This window comes from Streptomyces lacrimifluminis, assembly GCF_014646095.1.
GTDB classification, from domain to species: domain Bacteria; phylum Actinomycetota; class Actinomycetes; order Streptomycetales; family Streptomycetaceae; genus Streptomyces; species Streptomyces lacrimifluminis.
In genome coordinates this window covers 192,877-209,820 of record NZ_BMMU01000002.1, presented here as the reverse complement: position 1 = coordinate 209,820, position 16,944 = coordinate 192,877, and the positions used below count along the sequence as shown (strand labels likewise).

General features: G+C 70.5%; 17 protein-coding genes. 12 read left to right on the top strand and 5 right to left on the bottom strand.

The window, feature by feature from the left end; all coding sequences use genetic code 11:
- The first annotated feature begins 78 nt into the window (after window positions 1-78).
- The 8 genes from IEY89_RS04080 to IEY89_RS04045 all read left to right on the top strand — a co-directional run bounded on the left by IEY89_RS04080 (window position 79) and on the right by IEY89_RS04045 (window position 8,133).
- On the top strand, window positions 79-1,158 hold the full coding sequence (locus tag IEY89_RS04080; protein ID WP_189145858.1) for a sugar ABC transporter substrate-binding protein: 1,080 nt from the start codon (window positions 79-81) through the stop codon (window positions 1,156-1,158).
- Complete coding sequence (locus tag IEY89_RS04075; protein WP_189145857.1) at window positions 1,155-2,681, top strand: sugar ABC transporter ATP-binding protein; 1,527 nt, start codon at window positions 1,155-1,157, stop codon at window positions 2,679-2,681. Before IEY89_RS04080 ends, IEY89_RS04075 begins: the two co-directional genes overlap by 4 nt.
- Complete coding sequence (locus tag IEY89_RS04070) at window positions 2,674-3,699, top strand: ABC transporter permease (protein ID WP_189145856.1); 1,026 nt, start codon at window positions 2,674-2,676, stop codon at window positions 3,697-3,699. Before IEY89_RS04075 ends, IEY89_RS04070 begins: the two co-directional genes overlap by 8 nt.
- Window positions 3,700-3,880: 181 nt before the next feature.
- Window positions 3,881-5,221: an L-fuconate dehydratase gene (locus IEY89_RS04065; RefSeq protein WP_189145855.1), complete on the top strand. Its 1,341-nt coding sequence runs from the start codon at window positions 3,881-3,883 to the stop codon at window positions 5,219-5,221.
- Window positions 5,218-5,973 (top strand): SDR family NAD(P)-dependent oxidoreductase, encoded by a 756-nt coding sequence (locus IEY89_RS04060; protein WP_189145854.1) that lies wholly within the window; start codon window positions 5,218-5,220, stop codon window positions 5,971-5,973. The genes IEY89_RS04065 and IEY89_RS04060 overlap by 4 nt, the downstream gene beginning before the upstream one ends.
- Window positions 5,974-6,017: 44 nt before the next feature.
- Window positions 6,018-6,989 carry an aldo/keto reductase gene (locus IEY89_RS04055; RefSeq protein ID WP_189146092.1) on the top strand — a complete coding sequence of 324 codons (972 nt, stop codon included), beginning with the start codon at window positions 6,018-6,020 and terminating at the stop codon, window positions 6,987-6,989.
- Window positions 6,986-7,300, top strand: a complete 315-nt coding sequence (locus IEY89_RS04050; protein ID WP_164316911.1) for an L-rhamnose mutarotase — start codon at window positions 6,986-6,988, stop codon at window positions 7,298-7,300. The genes IEY89_RS04055 and IEY89_RS04050 overlap by 4 nt, the downstream gene beginning before the upstream one ends.
- Window positions 7,297-8,133: an amidohydrolase family protein gene (locus tag IEY89_RS04045; RefSeq protein ID WP_189145853.1), complete on the top strand. Its 837-nt coding sequence runs from the start codon at window positions 7,297-7,299 to the stop codon at window positions 8,131-8,133. The genes IEY89_RS04050 and IEY89_RS04045 overlap by 4 nt, the downstream gene beginning before the upstream one ends.
- Here IEY89_RS04045 and IEY89_RS04040 read toward each other — a convergent pair.
- Window positions 8,121-9,545, bottom strand: a complete 1,425-nt coding sequence (locus IEY89_RS04040) for a lipase maturation factor family protein (protein ID WP_189145852.1) — start codon at window positions 9,543-9,545, stop codon at window positions 8,121-8,123. The two genes, IEY89_RS04045 and IEY89_RS04040, sit on opposite strands and share 13 nt — an antisense overlap.
- 126 nt (window positions 9,546-9,671) lie before the next feature.
- Here IEY89_RS04040 and IEY89_RS04035 point away from each other — a divergent pair, with 126 nt between their 5' ends.
- The 3 genes from IEY89_RS04035 (at window position 9,672) to IEY89_RS04025 (ending at window position 12,982) form a co-directional block, all read left to right on the top strand.
- Window positions 9,672-9,935, top strand: coding sequence for a hypothetical protein (locus tag IEY89_RS04035; protein WP_189145851.1), 264 nt, complete (start codon window positions 9,672-9,674; stop codon window positions 9,933-9,935).
- Window positions 9,936-9,999: 64 nt separating this feature from the next.
- Entirely contained in the window at window positions 10,000-12,087 is a 2,088-nt protein-coding gene (locus IEY89_RS04030) for a SpoIIE family protein phosphatase (RefSeq protein ID WP_189145850.1), read from the top strand.
- 31 nt (window positions 12,088-12,118) lie between these two features.
- Window positions 12,119-12,982: an Fpg/Nei family DNA glycosylase gene (locus tag IEY89_RS04025; protein WP_189145849.1), complete on the top strand. Its 864-nt coding sequence runs from the start codon at window positions 12,119-12,121 to the stop codon at window positions 12,980-12,982.
- A gap of 77 nt (window positions 12,983-13,059) precedes the next feature.
- On the opposite strand, the gene IEY89_RS04020 is transcribed toward IEY89_RS04025, so the two are convergent.
- The 3 genes from IEY89_RS04020 to IEY89_RS04010 all read right to left on the bottom strand — a co-directional run bounded on the left by IEY89_RS04020 (window position 13,060) and on the right by IEY89_RS04010 (window position 15,065).
- A complete protein-coding gene (locus IEY89_RS04020; RefSeq protein WP_189145848.1) occupies window positions 13,060-13,713 on the bottom strand; it encodes a zf-HC2 domain-containing protein in 654 nt (217 codons plus the stop codon).
- 139 nt (window positions 13,714-13,852) lie between these two features.
- Window positions 13,853-14,368, bottom strand: a complete 516-nt coding sequence (locus IEY89_RS04015) for a hypothetical protein (protein ID WP_164316922.1) — start codon at window positions 14,366-14,368, stop codon at window positions 13,853-13,855.
- A 148-nt stretch (window positions 14,369-14,516) separates the two neighbouring features.
- Window positions 14,517-15,065 (bottom strand): sigma-70 family RNA polymerase sigma factor, encoded by a 549-nt coding sequence (locus IEY89_RS04010; RefSeq protein WP_189145847.1) that lies wholly within the window; start codon window positions 15,063-15,065, stop codon window positions 14,517-14,519.
- A gap of 199 nt (window positions 15,066-15,264) precedes the next feature.
- Between IEY89_RS04010 and IEY89_RS04005 the strand changes: the two genes are divergently transcribed.
- The gene (locus tag IEY89_RS04005; protein WP_373287187.1) at window positions 15,265-16,422 is read left to right on the top strand and encodes a CapA family protein; all 1,158 of its coding nucleotides are present in this window, start codon (window positions 15,265-15,267) and stop codon (window positions 16,420-16,422) included.
- A gap of 6 nt (window positions 16,423-16,428) precedes the next feature.
- Here the strand turns inward: IEY89_RS04005 and IEY89_RS04000 are convergent, their stop codons facing one another.
- Window positions 16,429-16,905 (bottom strand): universal stress protein, encoded by a 477-nt coding sequence (locus IEY89_RS04000; RefSeq protein ID WP_189145846.1) that lies wholly within the window; start codon window positions 16,903-16,905, stop codon window positions 16,429-16,431.
- Window positions 16,906-16,944 lie beyond the last annotated feature (39 nt).

Sequence of the window (16,944 nt, the reverse complement as noted above, 5' to 3'; positions counted from 1 at the left end):
GATGGGCTGTTCTTACCTGGAAGTGGTCTGATAAATATGCGGCATCCGCTCGATCACGCTCAACGAGGAGCTACCAAAATGCTCAACCGAACAGTGGGGAACCCGAAGAAGCCCGCCAGAGCGCGGAGCCTCGGTGTGGTGGCCCTGGCCGCCTGTACCGGCCTGGTGCTCAGCGCCTGCGGCAGCACCAAGGACACCGTCTCCTCCGGCGGTGACAGTGACGGGACGGGCAAGGTCGGAGTGGTCCTTCCGCTGCTGACCTCGCCGTTCTGGCAGGCGTACAACGACTACGTGCCGAAGATGGCCAAGGCCGAGGGCGTCGACGCGCTGAAGACCGTCAACTCCAACAGCGACCCCTCGCAGCAGATCACCGACATCAACAACCAGCTCAACCAGGGCGTGAAGGGCCTGGTGGTCGCGCCTCTGGACAGCGCCGCCATCGAGGCCGGCCTCGACCAGGCCGAGCGCAAGGGCGTGCCCGTCGTGGCCGTCGACGTGGCGCCCGAGAAGGGCAAGGTCGCGATGGTCGTACGCGCCAACAACGTCGCGTACGGCGAGCAGGCCTGCGAGTACCTCGGCAAGCAGATCCCCTCGGGCAAGGTCGTCCAGATCATGGGCGATCTCGCGTCGGTGAACGGCCGTGACCGGTCGGAGGCGTTCCGCGCCTGTGTGAAGGAGAAGTTCCCGAAGCTCAAGGTGCTGGAGATCCCCGCCAAGTGGGAGTCGGACACCGCGGCCTCCAAGCTCGACACGCTCCTCAACGCCAACCCGGACCTCAAGGGCATCTACATGCAGGCCGGCGGCGTCTACCTCGCGCCCACGCTGCAGACCCTGAAGTCCAAGGGGCTGCTGAAGAAGCTGGGCCAGCCCGGTCATATCGCGATCGTCTCCAACGACGGCATCCCGCAGGAGTTCGACGCCATCCGCAAGGGTGAGATCGACGCGACCGTCTCGCAGCCCGCGGACCTCTACGCCAAGTACGGCATGTACTACATCAAGGCGGCGATGGCCGGAAAGACGTTCAAGCCCGGGCCCACCGATCACGACTCCGAGATCGTCAAGCTGCCCAACGGCCTCCTGGAGGACCAGCTGTCCGCGCCGCTGGTCACCAAGGACAACGTGGACGACCCCGACCTGTGGGGCAACACAGTCGGATGAGCAGCCAGCAACGGGAAACCCCGGACACCTCTCTCGTACCGCTTGTCGAGGCCCACGGCATCGCCAAGCGGTACGGTCCGACCACCGCGCTCCAGGACGGTCGACTCACCGTCCTGGCCGGTGAGTCGCACGCCCTCGTCGGCCGCAACGGCGCCGGAAAGTCCACCCTGGTCTCGATCCTCACCGGTCTCCAGGCGCCCGACGAGGGCACGGTCCGCTTCGACGGCCAGCCCGCACCCCCGCTCACCGACCGCGACGCCTGGCGCACCAAGGTGGCCTGCGTCTACCAGAAGCCGACCGTCGTCCCCGAGTTGACGGTCGCCGAGAACCTCTTCATCAACCGGCAGCCGGCCGGCCGCGGCGGCGTCATCAGCTGGCGCCGGCTGCGCACCGAGGCGGCCGAACTCCTCGACACCTGGGACGTCCATGTCGACCCGGAGGCCCGCACCGCCGACCTCAAGGTCGAGGACCGCCAAATGGTGGAGATCGCACGGGCGTTGAGCTTCGGCGCCCGGTTCATCGTCCTCGACGAACCGACCGCCCAGCTCGACAGCCGGGAGATCGAGCGGCTCTTCACCCGGATGCGCGCACTCCAGGACTCCGGCGTCACCTTCCTGTTCATCTCGCACCACCTCCAGGAGGTGTACGAGGTGTGCCAGAAGGTGACCGTCCTGCGCGACGCCCGCTGGATCACCACAGCCCCCGTCGCCGACCTCCCGCGCCAGGCCCTCATCGAGGCCATGGCCGGGGAGTCGGTCGCCGAACAGGCCGTCACCCCCAGGGGAGTCGAGCCGGGGCAGCCGGTGCTGCTGGCCGCCGAGGGGCTCACCTCGGCGGCGTACGAGAACATCGACCTGACCGTTCGTCGCGGTGAGGTCGTCGGGCTCGCAGGATCCAGCGGCAGCGGCAAGATCGAGCTGGCCGAGTCCTTCGCCGGGCTGCACACACCGACCGGCGGATCGGCTCAACTCGACGGCGGACGGCTGCCCTTCGGTGACGTGCAGGCGGCACTGACGGCAGGCGTCGCCTGTGTGCCGCGAGACCGGCACGAACAGGGGCTCGTCTCCGGCATGACCATCGGCGACAACGCCACCATGAGCGTCCTGCGCAGGCTCGGGCGGTACGGATTCGTCTCCGGCGACCGCAAACGAGGCTTCGCCACCGAGCTCATCGAACGCCTCGACATCCACGCCGAGGGCCCCGAACAGCCGGTCTCCGACCTGTCCGGCGGAAACGCGCAGAAGGTCGTCATGGCCCGCGCCCTCGCCTCCGACCCCAAACTGCTCGTCCTCATCAACCCCACCGCGGGCGTCGACGTGAAGTCCAAGGAGTCGCTCCTCGCGCGCATGGACAGCGCCCGCGAGGACGGCACCGCCGTCCTGGTCGTCTCCGACGAACTCGACGACCTGCGCCGCTGCGACCGAGTCCTCGTCCTCTTCCACGGCCGTGTCGTCGCCGAACATCCGGCGGGCTGGCACGACCACGAGCTGATCGCCTCCATAGAAGGAGTGGAACATGGCTGACACGAAGGCCCCACCGCTCGCCCCCCTACGGGCCCCGGACCCGCGTTCGGCCAAAACCGTACTGCTCCGCCGCGCCCGTGAACTCGCCCTGGTACCAGCTCTGTTGCTGCTCATGGTGCTCGGTACGGTGGTCAACGACTCGTTCCTCACCGAACGCAACCTGATCTCGATCCTCGGTGCCTCCGCGGCACTCGCGATGGTCGTGCTGGCCGAGTCGCTCGTCCTCATCACCGGCAAGTTCGACCTCTCCCTGGAGTCGGTCGTCGGCATCGCCCCGGCCATCGGAGCGCTGTTGGTACTGCCGGTCGCTCAGTCCGGGTGGGGGACCGAATTCCCCGCCGCACTCGCCCTGTTGGCGATCCTCGTCGTCGGCGCGGCGGTCGGCGCGTTCAACGGCCTCCTGGTCGTCAAACTCAAGCTCAACGCGTTCATCGTGACGCTCGCGATGCTGATCGTGCTGCGTGGACTGCTGGTCGGCTCGACCAAGGGCAAGACCCTGTTCGGCATGCCCGACTCCTTCTACTCCCTCGCCACCACCACGTTCCTCCACGTGCCCCTGTCCGTGTGGGTGGCCGGAGCCTGCTTCGCCGTCGCCGGCATGGTTCTCAAGTACCACCGCGTCGGCCGCGCCCTGTACGCGATCGGCGGGAACGCGGACGCGGCCCGGGCAGCCGGTATCCGCGTCGAACGGGTGATGCTCGGCGTGTTCGTCGTCGCCGGTGCGCTCGCCGCCGTCGGCGGGATCATGCAGACCGGGTACGTCGGCGCGATCAGTGCCAACCAGGGCAACAACATGATCTTCACCGTGTTCGCCGCGGCTGTCATCGGAGGCATCAGCCTCGACGGCGGCAAGGGCACGATGTTCGGTGCGCTGACCGGCGTACTCCTGCTGGGTGTTGTGCAGAACCTGCTGACGCTGGCCCAGGTGCCGTCGTTCTGGATCCAGGCGATCTACGGCGGAATCATCCTGGTGGCGCTCATGATCGCCCGTGTGACGACGGGGCGGGCCCAGGACTGATGAGCGGAGCGCCGCCGGCCGAACGGTTCCCCGTCCACGGGGCGCCGGGGGCTTGTCGCACAGTTCCCCGCGCCCCTGAGGGGTGCCACCCGGCCAGGCCCGCTCAGCTGTTCCCCACCGCCGTCCGAACCCCCTGAGGCTCCGCCCGGCGAGCCCCTGCCACTTGACCGAAAGGCATCCCGTGTCCCCGACCCCCGCCCGCGTCACCGCGGTCGACACCTACGACATCCGGTTTCCCACCTCGCGTGAGCTCGACGGCTCCGACGCGATGAATCCCGACCCCGACTACTCGGCTGCCTATGTCGTGCTGCGTACCGATGCGGCCGACGGGCACACCGGGCATGGGTTCACCTTCACCATCGGGCGGGGCAACGAGGTCCAGGTCGCCGCGATCGACGCGCTGCGCGGTCATGTCGTCGGCCGGTCCGTCGACGAGCTGTGCGCGAACCCGGGCACCCTCAACCGCGACCTGATCGGCGACAGCCAGCTGCGCTGGCTCGGACCCGAGAAGGGCGTGATGCACATGGCGATCGGCGCGGTCGTCAACGCCGTATGGGATCTTGCCGCGAAGCGCGCGGGCCAGCCCCTGTGGCGGCTGCTCGCCGAGGCCGAACCCGAGTGGCTCGTCCAGCAGATCGACTTCCGCTACCTCACCGACGCGCTCACCCCCGCGGAGGCTCTCGACCTGCTGCGCCGGGGCCGGGAGGGTGCCGCCGAACGCACGGCCGACCTGCTGGCCAAGGGCTTCCCCGCCTACACCACCTCCGCCGGCTGGCTCGGCTACGACGACGAGAAGCTCACCCGGCTCGCCGCCGAGGCCGTCGCCGACGGCTTCAAGCAGATCAAGCTCAAGGTCGGATCGGACCTCGAGGACGACATACGGCGCTGCCGGGTCGCCCGCAGCGTCGTCGGCCCCGACATCCGCATGGCGATCGACGCGAACCAGCGCTGGGACGTCGAGGAGGCGATCCGCTGGACCAAGGCGCTCGCCGAGTTCGACCCCTACTGGATCGAGGAGCCCACCAGCCCCGACGACATCCTCGGCCACGCGGCGATCCGCCGGGCCGTGGCCCCCGTCAAGGTCGCCACCGGCGAACACGTCCAGAACCGCATCGTGTTCAAGCAGCTCCTGCAGGCCGACGCCGTCGACATCGTGCAGATCGACGCGGCCCGCGTCGGCGGCGTCAACGAGAACCTCGCCATCCTGCTGCTCGCGGCCAAGTTCGGTGTTCCCGTCTGCCCGCACGCGGGCGGCGTCGGCCTGTGCGAACTCGTCCAGCACCTCTCGATGTTCGACTACGTCGCCCTGGCCGGCACGACCGAGAACCGGGTCATCGAGTACGTCGATCATCTGCACGGCCACTTCCTCGACCCCGTGGTGATCAGGCAAGGTCATTACCTGGCACCGACCGCACCGGGCTTCTCCGCGACCATGCGGCCGGAGTCCATCGCGGAGTTCACGTACCCCGGCGGCAGCTTCTGGGCCGCCGACCTGGCGAGGGAGAAGGGACAGGCCGCATGACCGACTTCGAGGGTCTCAAGGCGCTGGTCACGGGCGGCGCGTCCGGCATCGGCCGGGCCACCGCGGAACTGCTGGCGGCGCGCGGCGCACAGGTCGCCGTCCTCGACCTGGACCCGTCGTCGGTCGAGAAACCGCTGCGCGGCTACCGTGCCGACGTCACCGACGACACGTCCGTACGGGAGGCGGTGGCCGCCGCCGTCACCGACCTCGGCGGCCTTGACATCGTCGTCAACAACGCCGGGATCGGCGCCCAGGGCACCGTCGAGGACAACGCCGACGAGGAATGGCAGCGCGTCTTCGACGTCAACGTGCTCGGCATGGTCCGCACGGCCCGTGCCGCGCTGCCGCACCTGCGGAACTCGGCGCACGCCGTCATAGTGAACACCTGTTCGATCGCGGCCACGGCGGGCCTGCCGCAGCGCGCCCTGTACAGCGCCACCAAGGGTGCCGTGTACTCGCTGACCCTGGCCATGGCCGCCGACCACGTCCGTGAGGGCGTCCGCGTGAACTGCGTCAACCCGGGGACGGTCGACACCCCGTGGGTCGGCCGCCTCCTCGACTCGGCCGCCGACTCCGCCGCCGAGCGGACCGCGCTGGAGTCCCGCCAGCCCACCGGCCGCCTGGTCTCGGCAGCCGAAGTCGCGGGCGCCATCGCCTACTTGGCGAGCCCGCTGTCCGGCGCGACCACCGGCACCTCACTCGCCGTCGACGGCGGTATGCAGGGCCTGCGACTGCGTCCGGCGGCCCGGTGAACACTCCGGGCAACACCTCAGCGGGCTTTCCCGTGCCCATGCCGGTGCACGCGCTCGGCCGCAGCGGCGTCGAGGTCACCGGCCTGGCCTTCGGCGCCGCCGCCATCGGCAACCTCTTCACCGAGGTCACCGAGGAGGAGGCGCACGATGCCGTGTCCGCCGCCTGGGGCGCGGGCATCCGCTACTTCGACACCGCGCCGCACTACGGCATCGGCCTCTCGGAACGCCGCCTCGGCGCGGCCCTGCGCGAGCACCCGCGCTCGGCGTACACGATCTCCACGAAGGTCGGCCGCCGCCTCGAACCCACCGAGGTTCCGGCGGGCGACGACCTCGCCAACGGCTTCGCGGTCCCCGCCACCCACCACCGCGTCTGGGACTTCAGCGCCGACGGCGTACGCCGCACCCTGGAGGCGAGCCTGGAGCGGCTCGGTGTCGACCACGTCGACGTCGTCTACCTCCACGACCCCGACGACCATGCCGAGGAGGCCTTCCGCGAGGCCTACCCGGCACTGGAGAAACTCCGCTCGGAAGGCGTCGTGCGGGCGATCGGCGCGGGCATGAACCAGGCGGAGATGCTCACCCGCTTCGTCCGGGACACGGACGTCGACGTGGTCCTGTGCGCGGGCCGCTACACGCTCCTCGACCAGAGCGCGCTCACCGAACTGCTGCCCGCCGCCGTCGAACGCGGTACGTCCGTCGTGATCGGCGGCGCCTTCAACTCCGGTCTGCTGGCGGACCCGAGGCCCGGGTCGACATACAACTACGCGACGGTGTCGGGGGAGTTGCTGGACCGCGCTCTGCGCATGAAGTCCGTCGCCGACCACCACGGCATCACCCTGCGGTCCGCCGCGCTCGCCTTCTGCGCTGCCCACCCGGCCGTCGCCGGCGTGCTCGTCGGCACCCGTTCGGCCGCCGAAGTCCGCGACTGCGCCGAGCAGTTCGCCGTGCCCGTGCCCGAGGCCTTCTGGCAGGAACTCAGGGACACCGGTCTGCTGTCCACCAAGGAGTCGTCATGAGAGTGGCCCTGCACACCAAGGTCCGCGCCGACCGCGTCGCCGAGTACGACGCCGCCCACCGCGAGGTCCCCGTCGAGCTGACCGACGCGATCCGCGCGGCCGGCGCCACCTCCTGGACGATCTGGCGCAGCGGCACCGACCTCTTCCACGTCCTGGAGTGCGCGGACTACGCCCTGCTCCTCGCCGAGTTGGAGAAACTGCCGGTCAACGTGGCCTGGCAGGCCCGGATGGCCGAACTCCTCGACGTGGTCCACGACTACTCGGCCGAGGGCACGGAGTCGGGTCTGCCGGTGGTCTGGGAGCTGCCGTGACGGTCGTCGACGCACACCACCACGTGTGGGATCTGTCCGTCCGCGACCAGGACTGGATCGCCGAGGACAGTCCACTGCGCCGGGACTTCACCGTGGAGGACCTCCGGCCGGAGACCCGCGCTGCCGGTGTCGACCGCACGATCCTCGTCCAGACGATCACCGTTCCCGAGGAGACCCCGGAGTTCCTGGCACTCGCGGCGGAGCAGGAGCTGATCGCGGGAGTCGTGGGCTGGACGGACCTGACCCGTACCGACATCGCCGACGAGCTCGCCAGGCTGCGTGAACTCCCCGGCGGCGAGTACCTGAAGGGCATCCGCCACCAGGTCCAGGGCGAGCCTGATCCGGAGTGGCTGCTGCGCCCTGACGTACACCGTGGCCTTGCCGCCGTCGCCGCGGCGGACCTGGTGTACGACCTGGTCGTCCTCCCGCACCAGTTGCCCGCCTGCGTCAGGGCGGCCGAGTCGCTGCCGCAGCTCACCTTCGTCCTGGACCACCTGGGCAAGCCGCCGATCGCCTCCGGCACGCCGGACCCCTGGGCCTCGGGCCTCCGCTCTCTGGCCGCCCTGCCCAACGTGGCCGGAAAGCTCTCCGGCCTGGTCACCGAGGCGGACCACGCCTCCTGGACGCCCGACGATCTGCGCCCGTACGTGGACACGGCCCTGGACGCCTTCGGCCCCGGCCGGCTGATGTTCGGCTCGGACTGGCCGGTGTGCACGCTCGCCGCGTCCTACGGCCAAGTGATGTCCCTGACCGAGGAGTTGACCGCCTCCCTCGACACGGACGAACGCGAGCAGATCTTCGCGGGCACCGCGACCCGCGTCTACGGCCTCTGAACCGACCCGGCGAGCCGCGTCGGCGGCATGAACTCCCGTACGTACACCCGTTCCCAGCGCGCCCCCGTCGCCCGCAGCTCCCGCCAGGTCGTGTACCGGTAGCGGAAGAGGCGGGCGCGGACGTAGCGCGGGGGCGCGTCCGGCGGGAACGGGGAGCCGCGCAGCAGCCGGAGCGTGTCGCGGTCGTTCTCCAGGAGCCGTTCGACCAGCGCGCCGAACCACGATCCGGCGTAGGCGGGCGACAGCGCCGCGAACCACATCATCCAGTCCAGCCGCAGATGATAGGGCGCGAACTGACGTGGCCTGCGCCGGGGATCACCCGGCTTGCCCTTGAACTCGTACTCCCGCCAGTCGGACGCCGCACGCGGTACGTCGTCGGTGGTGCCCTCGACGATCACCTCGTACCGGACGCGGCTGACGCTGCCGAAGGCGCCGTAGCTGTTGACCAGATGGAACGGGTCGAAGGAGCGGTTCATGACCTGGCGGCGCGAGAGCATGTTGCGGACCGGGCGGTAGCTGAGGCCGACCAGCGCCATGGCGACGGTCAGGACGACGATCTCGTACCAGAGCGGGGTGTCCGGGGCAGGCGTCGGCGCCGTGTCCGGGAGGCGCACCGCCGACAGTGCCAGCACGATCGTGATCCAGTTCAGCCAGGCGAAGTTGCCCGACAGAACCAGCCACAGCTGGGTGACGACCATCAGGGACGCGGCGGCCGTGGCCAGTGGCTGCGGGGTGAACAGCAGGACGGGGACGGCGAGTTGGGTGAGGTGGTTGGCGCCCGTCTCGATCCGGTGCACCGGCTTCGGGAGATGGTGGAAGTACCAGCTCAGCGGGCCCGGCATCGGCTGGGTCTCGTGGTGGAAGTCGAGGCAGGTCAGTTTCCGCCAGCACGCGTCGCCGCGCATCTTGATCAGGCCGGCGCCGAACTCGACGCGGAACAGGATCCAGCGCAGCAGGAACAGCACCAGGACGGGCGGCGCCACCTCGTCGTTGCCCAGGAACACGGCGAGGAAGCCGACCTCCAGGAGCAGTGACTCCCAGCCGAAGCCGTACCAGGTCTGCCCGACGTTGACGATCGACAGATACATCATCCACGGCAGCAGCCACAGCAACATCCCGGCCCAGAGGGGGAGTCGCGAGTCCAGCCCCGCCAGCAGCGCCACCGACACCGCGCAGCCGGCCCAGGACCAGACGGCGAAGAAGCGGTCGGAGTAGTGGAGTTGGAACACGCTCGGTGCCTGTCCGAAGGGCACGCGGGCGACCAGACGGGGGACCGGAAGCATGCCCCGCTCACCGATGAGTGCCCGGAACTGGAGTGCCGCGCCCAGGAACGCGACGAGGTAGACGCAGGCCAGGCCCCGCTGGAACAACAGACGGCTCAGCCAGTAGTCGGGTGCGGCGAACCACTCCACGCCGACCGCTCCTCTCTTCCTCCCCCTCCCGTCACCCTTCCCTCCCGTCGCCTTCTCCTCCCATTGTGACCGTGGGTGACCGCTCTCGGCTTGCGTACGCCGAGCGGACGACGCAGACAATGGGGAATGCAGCGAACCTTTGTCACTGCCTGCGCACTCTCCGCGGCTCTGCTCGTCGGCGGCTGGGACGGTGACCCGCCGGGCGAGGAAACCGTGCCCCCGGACGATGCCGGACCGGGCACAGCTCAGGATGTCTGTAGCGACATCGGCCCCGACCGGGTCCCGGAGATTCCCGACCTCCCCGACGGCGGCGGCCTGATTCCCGACGAGACCACCACCGCGTACGGCTTCCATGTTCCGTACGACCCCTGCGAGGGCTTCGGCGAGTGAGGGTCTTACGGCGAAAGCCGTCGGACAAGTCGAAGAATCAGCCAAATACTGGCAGGGTGGGCGCATGGCTGATCGGGGAGCGAGCGCCCTGTCACTCCCGGACGACTGGCCCGCCCATCCGGACCCGGTCCTGGCGCTCAACCGCATGGGGACGTTCGACTGGGACCTGGACGCAGGCCTCCTCCACATGGACGCCGTGGCGTTCGAGATCTTCGACCTGCGCCCCGACGAATACGACGGGCACCCGGAGAGCCTGAACGTGCGGGTGCCCCCGATGGAGGGCCGTCGGCTCGACTCCGCCGTCAGCGAGGCGATGAAGGACGGCAGCGAGAACTACGGCGCCTACTTCCGTGTCCGCCGCCGTGACGGCACCCTGCGCTGGACCCACACCCAGGGCTACATCCGCCGCGACGACACGGGCCGTCCGCGCCGGATCATCGGCCTGATCCGCGATGCCACACAGGAGCTGCGGGACAGCCAGGCCCGTACCGAACAGGCCGCCCAGGACGAGGTCCGGCGCCGCCAGACCAACGTCGTACAGGTCATCACGGCGGCCCTCGCGCACGCCCGCACCGTGGAGGACGTCATCGACGTCCTCACCGACTCCCACGGTGTGCCCCACCTGGGGGCGGCCAGCCTGGTCATGGGCCTGGTGGAGGCCGGCCGTATCCGGCTGGTCGCCGAGGGCCCGGCGGGTGCCTCCGTGCCCGGCACCCGCATCACCCGGATCGACGAGCCCTACCCGATGGGCGACGTCGTACGGACCCTGAGCCCTCGTTTCATCGAGTCGCCGGAGGAGTTCGCGGCCGGGTACCCGATCCTGTGGCCGCACCTCACCGACCTGAAGATCACCTCGGCCGCCTATCTGCCGCTCATCGCGCAGGCCCGGCCGATCGGCGCGATGGGCCTGCTCTACAACGACCGGTACGGCTTCTCGGCGGAGGACCGGGCCGTACTCGTCGCGCTCGGCACCAGCATCGCGCAGAGCCTCCAGCGGGCCATGCTCTACGAGCAGGAGAAGGACCTCGCCCAGGGCCTCCAGCAGGCCATGCTGCCCCGCTCCATCCCCAACGTGCCCGGCGCCGACATCGCCGTCCGCTACCGCGCCGCCTCCTCCGGCGGCCAGCTCGGCCGGGACATCGGCGGCGACTGGTACGACGTGATCCCGCTGCCGGGCGGCCGGGTCGGCGCGGTCATCGGCGACGTACAGGGCCACGACACGCACGCGGCGGCCGTCATGGGCCAGCTGCGGATCGTCCTGAAGGCCTACGCGGCAGAGGGGCACCCGCCGGCCACGGTGATGGCCCGCGCCTCCGTCTTCCTGCACGAACTCGACACCGACCGCTTCGCGACCTGCCTGTACGCGGAGGCCGACCTGTCCACCGGAGTGGTCCAGGCGGTCCGCGCCGGCCACCTCGACCCGCTGGTGCGGCGCGCCGACGGCACCTGCCGCCGTGTCCCGGTCGACGGCGGGCTGCCGCTCGGCCTCTCCGCCGAGTTCGGGCGCCTCACCTACCCGGTGGCCACCCTCGAACTGGACCCCGGCGAGACCCTGGTGCTGTGCACGGACGGGCTGATCGAGCAGCCCGGCGCCGACCTCGACGACGGGCTGCGGACCCTCCGGGCGCTCATCGCCGCGGGCCCGGAGAGCGTCTGGGAACTCGCCGACTGTCTCATCGAGGTGGCCGACGAGCGAAGCGGGGACGACGACGTGGCCCTGCTGCTCCTGCGCCGCCGGGGCCTGGCCGCCGTGCAGTCCGGCGGGCGGCTCCAGCAGCACGTCGCGCCGGCCGACCCCGACGCGCTGAGCGAGGCCCGGCACATGATCGGCGCGGCGGTCCGGGCCTGGGGCGCCCGGGAGCGCGCCGACGAGGTCGAACTGGTGGCCGACGAGCTGATCACCAACGCCCTGATGCACACCGAGGGCGCGGCGGTCGTCACCCTGCGCGTGCTGAGCGGCCCCGACCGCCGGCTGCGCGTCGAGGTCGAGGACGCCTCCAGCGCGCTGCCGCGCCGCCGGGAGGCGGGGGAGTCCGGGGTCTCCGGGCGCGGCCTGCTCCTGGTCGACCTCCTCACGGACGACTGGGGCGTCGAGGCGCGGGGCGGCGGCAAGGTCGTGTGGTGCGAGTTCGTGGTGCCGCCCACGAGCTGAGCGCCGGGGCGCGCGGTGGCACTCTGGACGTATGCCGGAACTTCCCGAGGTCGAAGCGCTCAGGGACTTCTTGACCGATCGGATCGTGGGCCACGAGATGGTCCGTGTGCTGCCCGTCGCGATCAGTGTCCTGAAGACCTACGACCCACCGGTCACCGCCCTGGAGGGCCGCGAGGTCACCGCCGTGCACCGGCACGGCAAGTTCCTCGACCTGACATCGGACGGCGGGCCGCACTTCGTGACCCATCTGGCCCGCGCGGGCTGGCTCCACTGGCGCGACCGTCTCCCCGACGGCCCGCCGAAGCCCGGAAAGGGCCCGCTCGCGCTGCGTGTCGCCCTGGAGACGGGGGAGGGCTTCGACCTCACCGAGGCCGGCACCCAGAAGCGGCTCGCGGTGTATGTCGTGCACGATCCCCAGGAGGTGCCCGGTGTGGCCCGCCTCGGTCCGGACCCGCTCGCCGACGACTTCGACGAGGCGCGCCTGGCCGGTCTGCTGGCGGGGGAGCGGCGCCGGCTGAAGGGGGCGCTGCGCGACCAGGGCCTGATCGCGGGGGTGGGGAACGCCTACAGCGACGAGATCCTGCACGCCGCGCGGATGTCCCCGTTCAAGCTCGCCGCCTCACTCACGCCGGAGGAGAACCGGCGGCTGTACGAGGCACTGCGCACGACGCTCACCGGGGCGATCGAGCGCTCCCGGGGCCTAGCGGCCGGACGCCTGAAGGCGGAGAAGAAGAGCGGCCTGAGAGTGCACGGCCGGACCGGCGAGCCCTGCCCGGTCTGCGGGGACACCGTCCGCGAGGTCTCCTTCAGCGACTCCTCGCTCCAGTACTGCCCCACCTGCCAGACGGGCGGCAAACCGCTCGCGGACCGCCGGATGTCACGCCTGCTGAAGTAGCGCCCGGAAGGGGCGCACCGAAGGGGCGCGGGGAACTGCGAGACCAGCCACAACGGAGCCGCAGTCGAAGTGCGGCTTCACGGCGCGTCGAGCGTGACCAGGTGCAGCCCGTCGACCGTACGCAACTCGTACCGATCGATCTGGTCCGGGTGGAAAGTGGACGCCCCCATCATGGTGCTGGCGCGAGCGTCGTGCTCGGGCACGTTCCAGTTGGTCAGCGTCTCTTCCGTGCCGTCGTCCGCGATGGCGACGAGGTGGCAGGCGCGGGGGCCGGCGCCGTCCTTGACCTTCAGTTCGATCTGGCTGCCCCAGGCCGTGTTCTCACTGGTGACCTGTGCCCAGACGCCCGACCGCTCGTCGGTCGCGGTGACCTGCTGCGTCCGGTCCGCGTCGCCGCTCGCCATGATCGCGATACCGGGCCCGGCCACGGCGAAGACCACCGAGGCGGCCACGGCGTACAGCCAGCGCCGACGGCCGGCGCGCTGCCGGGTCGCGACTTCGCCGAGCAGCCGGTCCAGAAGTCTGGGACCGGGTTGGGTCATGGGGTGCACGGAGCGCGGCGTGGCCCGCCGGTAAAGCAGCAACTGCCGTGTGGCGGGACCGAATTCGGTCACATGGGCCGCGCACTGAGGGCACTCCATGAGGTGGTCCTCGAAGCGGAACGCGTCCGCCTCGTCGAGCACGCCGAGCGCGTAGGCGCCGACGTCGCGATGCAGTTCCAGGGACCTCATGCCGAATCCTCGTGCCGATGGTACGGGTGGGGTGGTGTTGCTACCACCGGTACGCACCGGACAGCGGAATCACTCAAGCCCCATACCGAATCGAGACCAAAGGTGTTCGGAGCGGAGGGGAGCGCGGATTGGTCGGATTCTAAAAAAGATGGATCGCCAGATGCCCGAGAGGCAGTCCCAGCCGCCAGGCAGGGGTCCACACCTTCGGTCCGTCGTCCTCACCGAGCACCGGCCCGCCTCCCGGTACGGCGTCCAGGTCCGGGGCGAGCAGCTCGGTCTCCTCCAGCCAGCGCCAGGCGGCGGCGGCCATGTCCAAGTCCGGTGCCGGCGCCCTCGATTCGAGTGCGTCGGCCGCCAACCTGGAAATACGTGTCCGAACCCAGTCCTGCCAGGGCTGGTCGTACGCCGTCAGCGAAAGCCACTTCTCCAGTTGCGTGATGACCCGGATGCCCGAGAGTTCACCGCTGGTGTCGGACAGGAAGATGGTGAGCGCCAGCGCGTCCCGACCCGCGCGGAACTCGAAGGACGTGGGCGGCATCAGGTCGCCCGTCCGCAACAGCTCGTCGGCGATGTACTCGGCGTACAACCAGGCCATGGGCACGGTGAGTTCGCCCCCGCCGGTGCCGTCGGTGCTCTCTTGACCTCTGTGCAGCATCCCTTCCTGCCCTCCTCCGGTGCGTGCGCGTCGCCCGACCCCGGGCCTCCGGGACTTCGCCCGGTCCGTACAACGGATGAAGACAGCTGATTGCTCAACCATGGTCCTCAGCAAGGCGCTTTACCGAGGTTTGACCCAACCATTGGTTTCACCGCAGGTCGGCCGCATAACCCGGAAGGACTCGGCGCAGGGCGCGCAGCGCGTAGTACGCGCGAGACTTCACCGTACCGGGCGGGATATCCAGTGCCGCCGCGGCCTCCGCCACACTCGCCCCCTGGAAATACACCAGCACCAGGACTTCACGGTGCTCCGGAGTGAGTGTCTTCACAGCCTCCCGCACATCGAGGGTCGCCACGGACCGTTCCGCGTGATCGGCACACACCCGGGCGTTCTCCAGGATCGCGTCCCCGACCTCGGCGGGCCGCGCCTGCCGGGCCCGCCGCGCGTCGATGGCGAGCCGCCGCCCGACGGTCAGCAGCCACGGCCGTACCGACTCGAAGTCGTCGGCGCGCAGCGCCTCGGGGTGCTGCCAGGCGCGTACGAGGGTCTCCTGCACCAGGTCCTCGGCGCGCTGCCGGTCGCCGTCGCACAGGCGCAGCAGCAGGGCGAAGAGCGGTCGGCCGTGCTCGCGCTGCAGCGCGGCCAGCTCGTGCTCGGCGGTCGTCGTCCCGTGGGTGATGGTGGTTCCGGCCGTCATGGCCGTATGGCATCGCAGGGTCCCGATTCGGGACAGACCGTGGACCGGAGTGTGCGGCGGACGGTCGGACCCGTCGACGAACGGTGCGACGAACGGTCTGAACGGCGGGTTCCTCATCTGAACGGCCGCTTCCCCGTTTGAGGCCGTATACGGATTCGTACAGATACATATGTACATACGACCGCAACGGGGTGAGGCGATGATCATGCGCAGCCTGCCGGCGACCAGGGGACTGGCGGTGGCCCTTCTCGTCGCGGCCACCGCCGCCTGCCAGGGCGGACAGCCACCCGGACCGACCGGACGTCCCGCGGCGCCGCCGCCCGCCCGCGGCTTCACCCTCGTCGCCTCCGGTGACGTCCTGCCGCACGACTCGGTCATCGCCCGCGCGAACGCCGACGCGGGTGGCACCGGCTACGACTTCCGCCCGATGCTGGCCGGAATCACCCCTGTCGTCTCCCGCGCCGACCTCGCGCTCTGCCACATGGAGACCGTGTACGGAGCCGACGGCGACTACAGCGGCTACCCCGCCTTCAAGTCCCCGCCCCAGATCGCCCAGGCCCTCGCGGACACGGGCTACGACGGCTGCTCCACCGCCTCCAACCACACCCTGGACGACGGGGCCGACGGCATCCAGCGCACCCTGGACGCGCTGGACCGAGCCGGCGTACGCCACGCGGGAACGGCGCGCACGGCGGAGGAGGCGGACGCGGTCACGCTCCTGCGCGCGGGCGCCGCCCAGGTGGCCCACCTCTCCTACACCTATGACACCAACGGCTACCCGCTCCCCGCCGGGCAGCCCTGGGCCGTCGACCTCATCGACGAGAACCGGATCGTCGCCGACGCCCGGGCCGCCCGCCGGGCCGGCGCCGATGTCGTGGCCGTGTCCCTGCACTGGGGCACCGAATGGCAGGACGAGCCCGACGAGACCCAACTGGGCCTGGCCGACCGGCTCACCGCCTCCCGCACCGACGGCGGCCGTCCCGACATCGATCTGATCCTCGGCACCCATGCCCACGTCCCGCAGGCCTACGAGAAGGTCAACGGAACCTGGGTGATCTACGGCATGGGCGACCAGATCGCGGGCGCGATGACCAACCACGAGGGACTGTCCGACCCGCGCGGCAACCAGGGCACTCTCGGCCGCTTCACCTTCGCCCCGCCGGCCCGCGAGGGCGACCGCTGGGAGGTGACCCGGGCCGAGTTCCTGCCCCAGGAGTACGACCCGGACGCGGGCCGGGTGGTGAACCTGAACGAGGCGCTCGCGCGCGGGGCCGACGTGGGCGCCGTGCGCGACCGTATCCGGGATGTGGTCCTGAGCCGGGGCGCGGGCCAGGACGGCCTGACGATGGGCCGGTAGGAGCCGCTACGGCACGACCGTGACCGGCCAGCGGCCCGCCTTCACCAGCCGGACCGCGACCGAACCGATGATCCGGTGGCCCGCCTGCTCGGACGTGCCGACGACCACCGCGTCCGCCTTGAGGTCGTCGGCGGCCTTCACCAGGCCCGCGTACGGGTCCCCGCGCAGGGTGTGGAACTCCCACCGGACATCGAATATCCCCTTGACCTGCTCGGTCGACTCCCGGATCTGCGCGATGAGATCCTCCGCGATGCTGTCCGTCGTCTCCGCCACGGGCGCCCCGAACGCGGCGCCCGCCGTCATCACCGGCTGTACGTACACCAGGGCGAGCAGCGCGTGCTGGCGCCGGGCCAGCCCCGCGGCGTAGGCGGCGGCACGGAGTGAGGAGTCGGAGCCGTCGACGCCGACCACGATGACCTTCGGACCGTCCGTGCCCCGCTCGAACCGATGCCCGTCCCGCGCTGAGTGCTGGTGTTCCGTCACCCTGCGAGGCTAACGGGAGCAAGGGCGCCGGCGGGCACG

Coding starts and splice junctions, on each gene's coding strand:
- IEY89_RS04035 (WP_189145851.1), top strand. CDS start 9,672: ATGCAGCGAACCTTTGTCACTGCCTGCGCACTCTCCGCGGCTCTGCTC.
- IEY89_RS04075 (WP_189145857.1), top strand. CDS start 1,155: ATGAGCAGCCAGCAACGGGAAACCCCGGACACCTCTCTCGTACCGCTT.
- IEY89_RS04015 (WP_164316922.1), bottom strand. CDS start 14,368: ATGCTGCACAGAGGTCAAGAGAGCACCGACGGCACCGGCGGGGGCGAA.
- IEY89_RS04030 (WP_189145850.1), top strand. CDS start 10,000: ATGGCTGATCGGGGAGCGAGCGCCCTGTCACTCCCGGACGACTGGCCC.
- IEY89_RS04050 (WP_164316911.1), top strand. CDS start 6,986: ATGAGAGTGGCCCTGCACACCAAGGTCCGCGCCGACCGCGTCGCCGAG.
- IEY89_RS04020 (WP_189145848.1), bottom strand. CDS start 13,713: ATGAGGTCCCTGGAACTGCATCGCGACGTCGGCGCCTACGCGCTCGGC.
- IEY89_RS04070 (WP_189145856.1), top strand. CDS start 2,674: ATGGCTGACACGAAGGCCCCACCGCTCGCCCCCCTACGGGCCCCGGAC.
- IEY89_RS04005 (WP_373287187.1), top strand. CDS start 15,265: ATGATCATGCGCAGCCTGCCGGCGACCAGGGGACTGGCGGTGGCCCTT.
- IEY89_RS04060 (WP_189145854.1), top strand. CDS start 5,218: ATGACCGACTTCGAGGGTCTCAAGGCGCTGGTCACGGGCGGCGCGTCC.
- IEY89_RS04080 (WP_189145858.1), top strand. CDS start 79: ATGCTCAACCGAACAGTGGGGAACCCGAAGAAGCCCGCCAGAGCGCGG.
- IEY89_RS04025 (WP_189145849.1), top strand. CDS start 12,119: ATGCCGGAACTTCCCGAGGTCGAAGCGCTCAGGGACTTCTTGACCGAT.
- IEY89_RS04010 (WP_189145847.1), bottom strand. CDS start 15,065: ATGACGGCCGGAACCACCATCACCCACGGGACGACGACCGCCGAGCAC.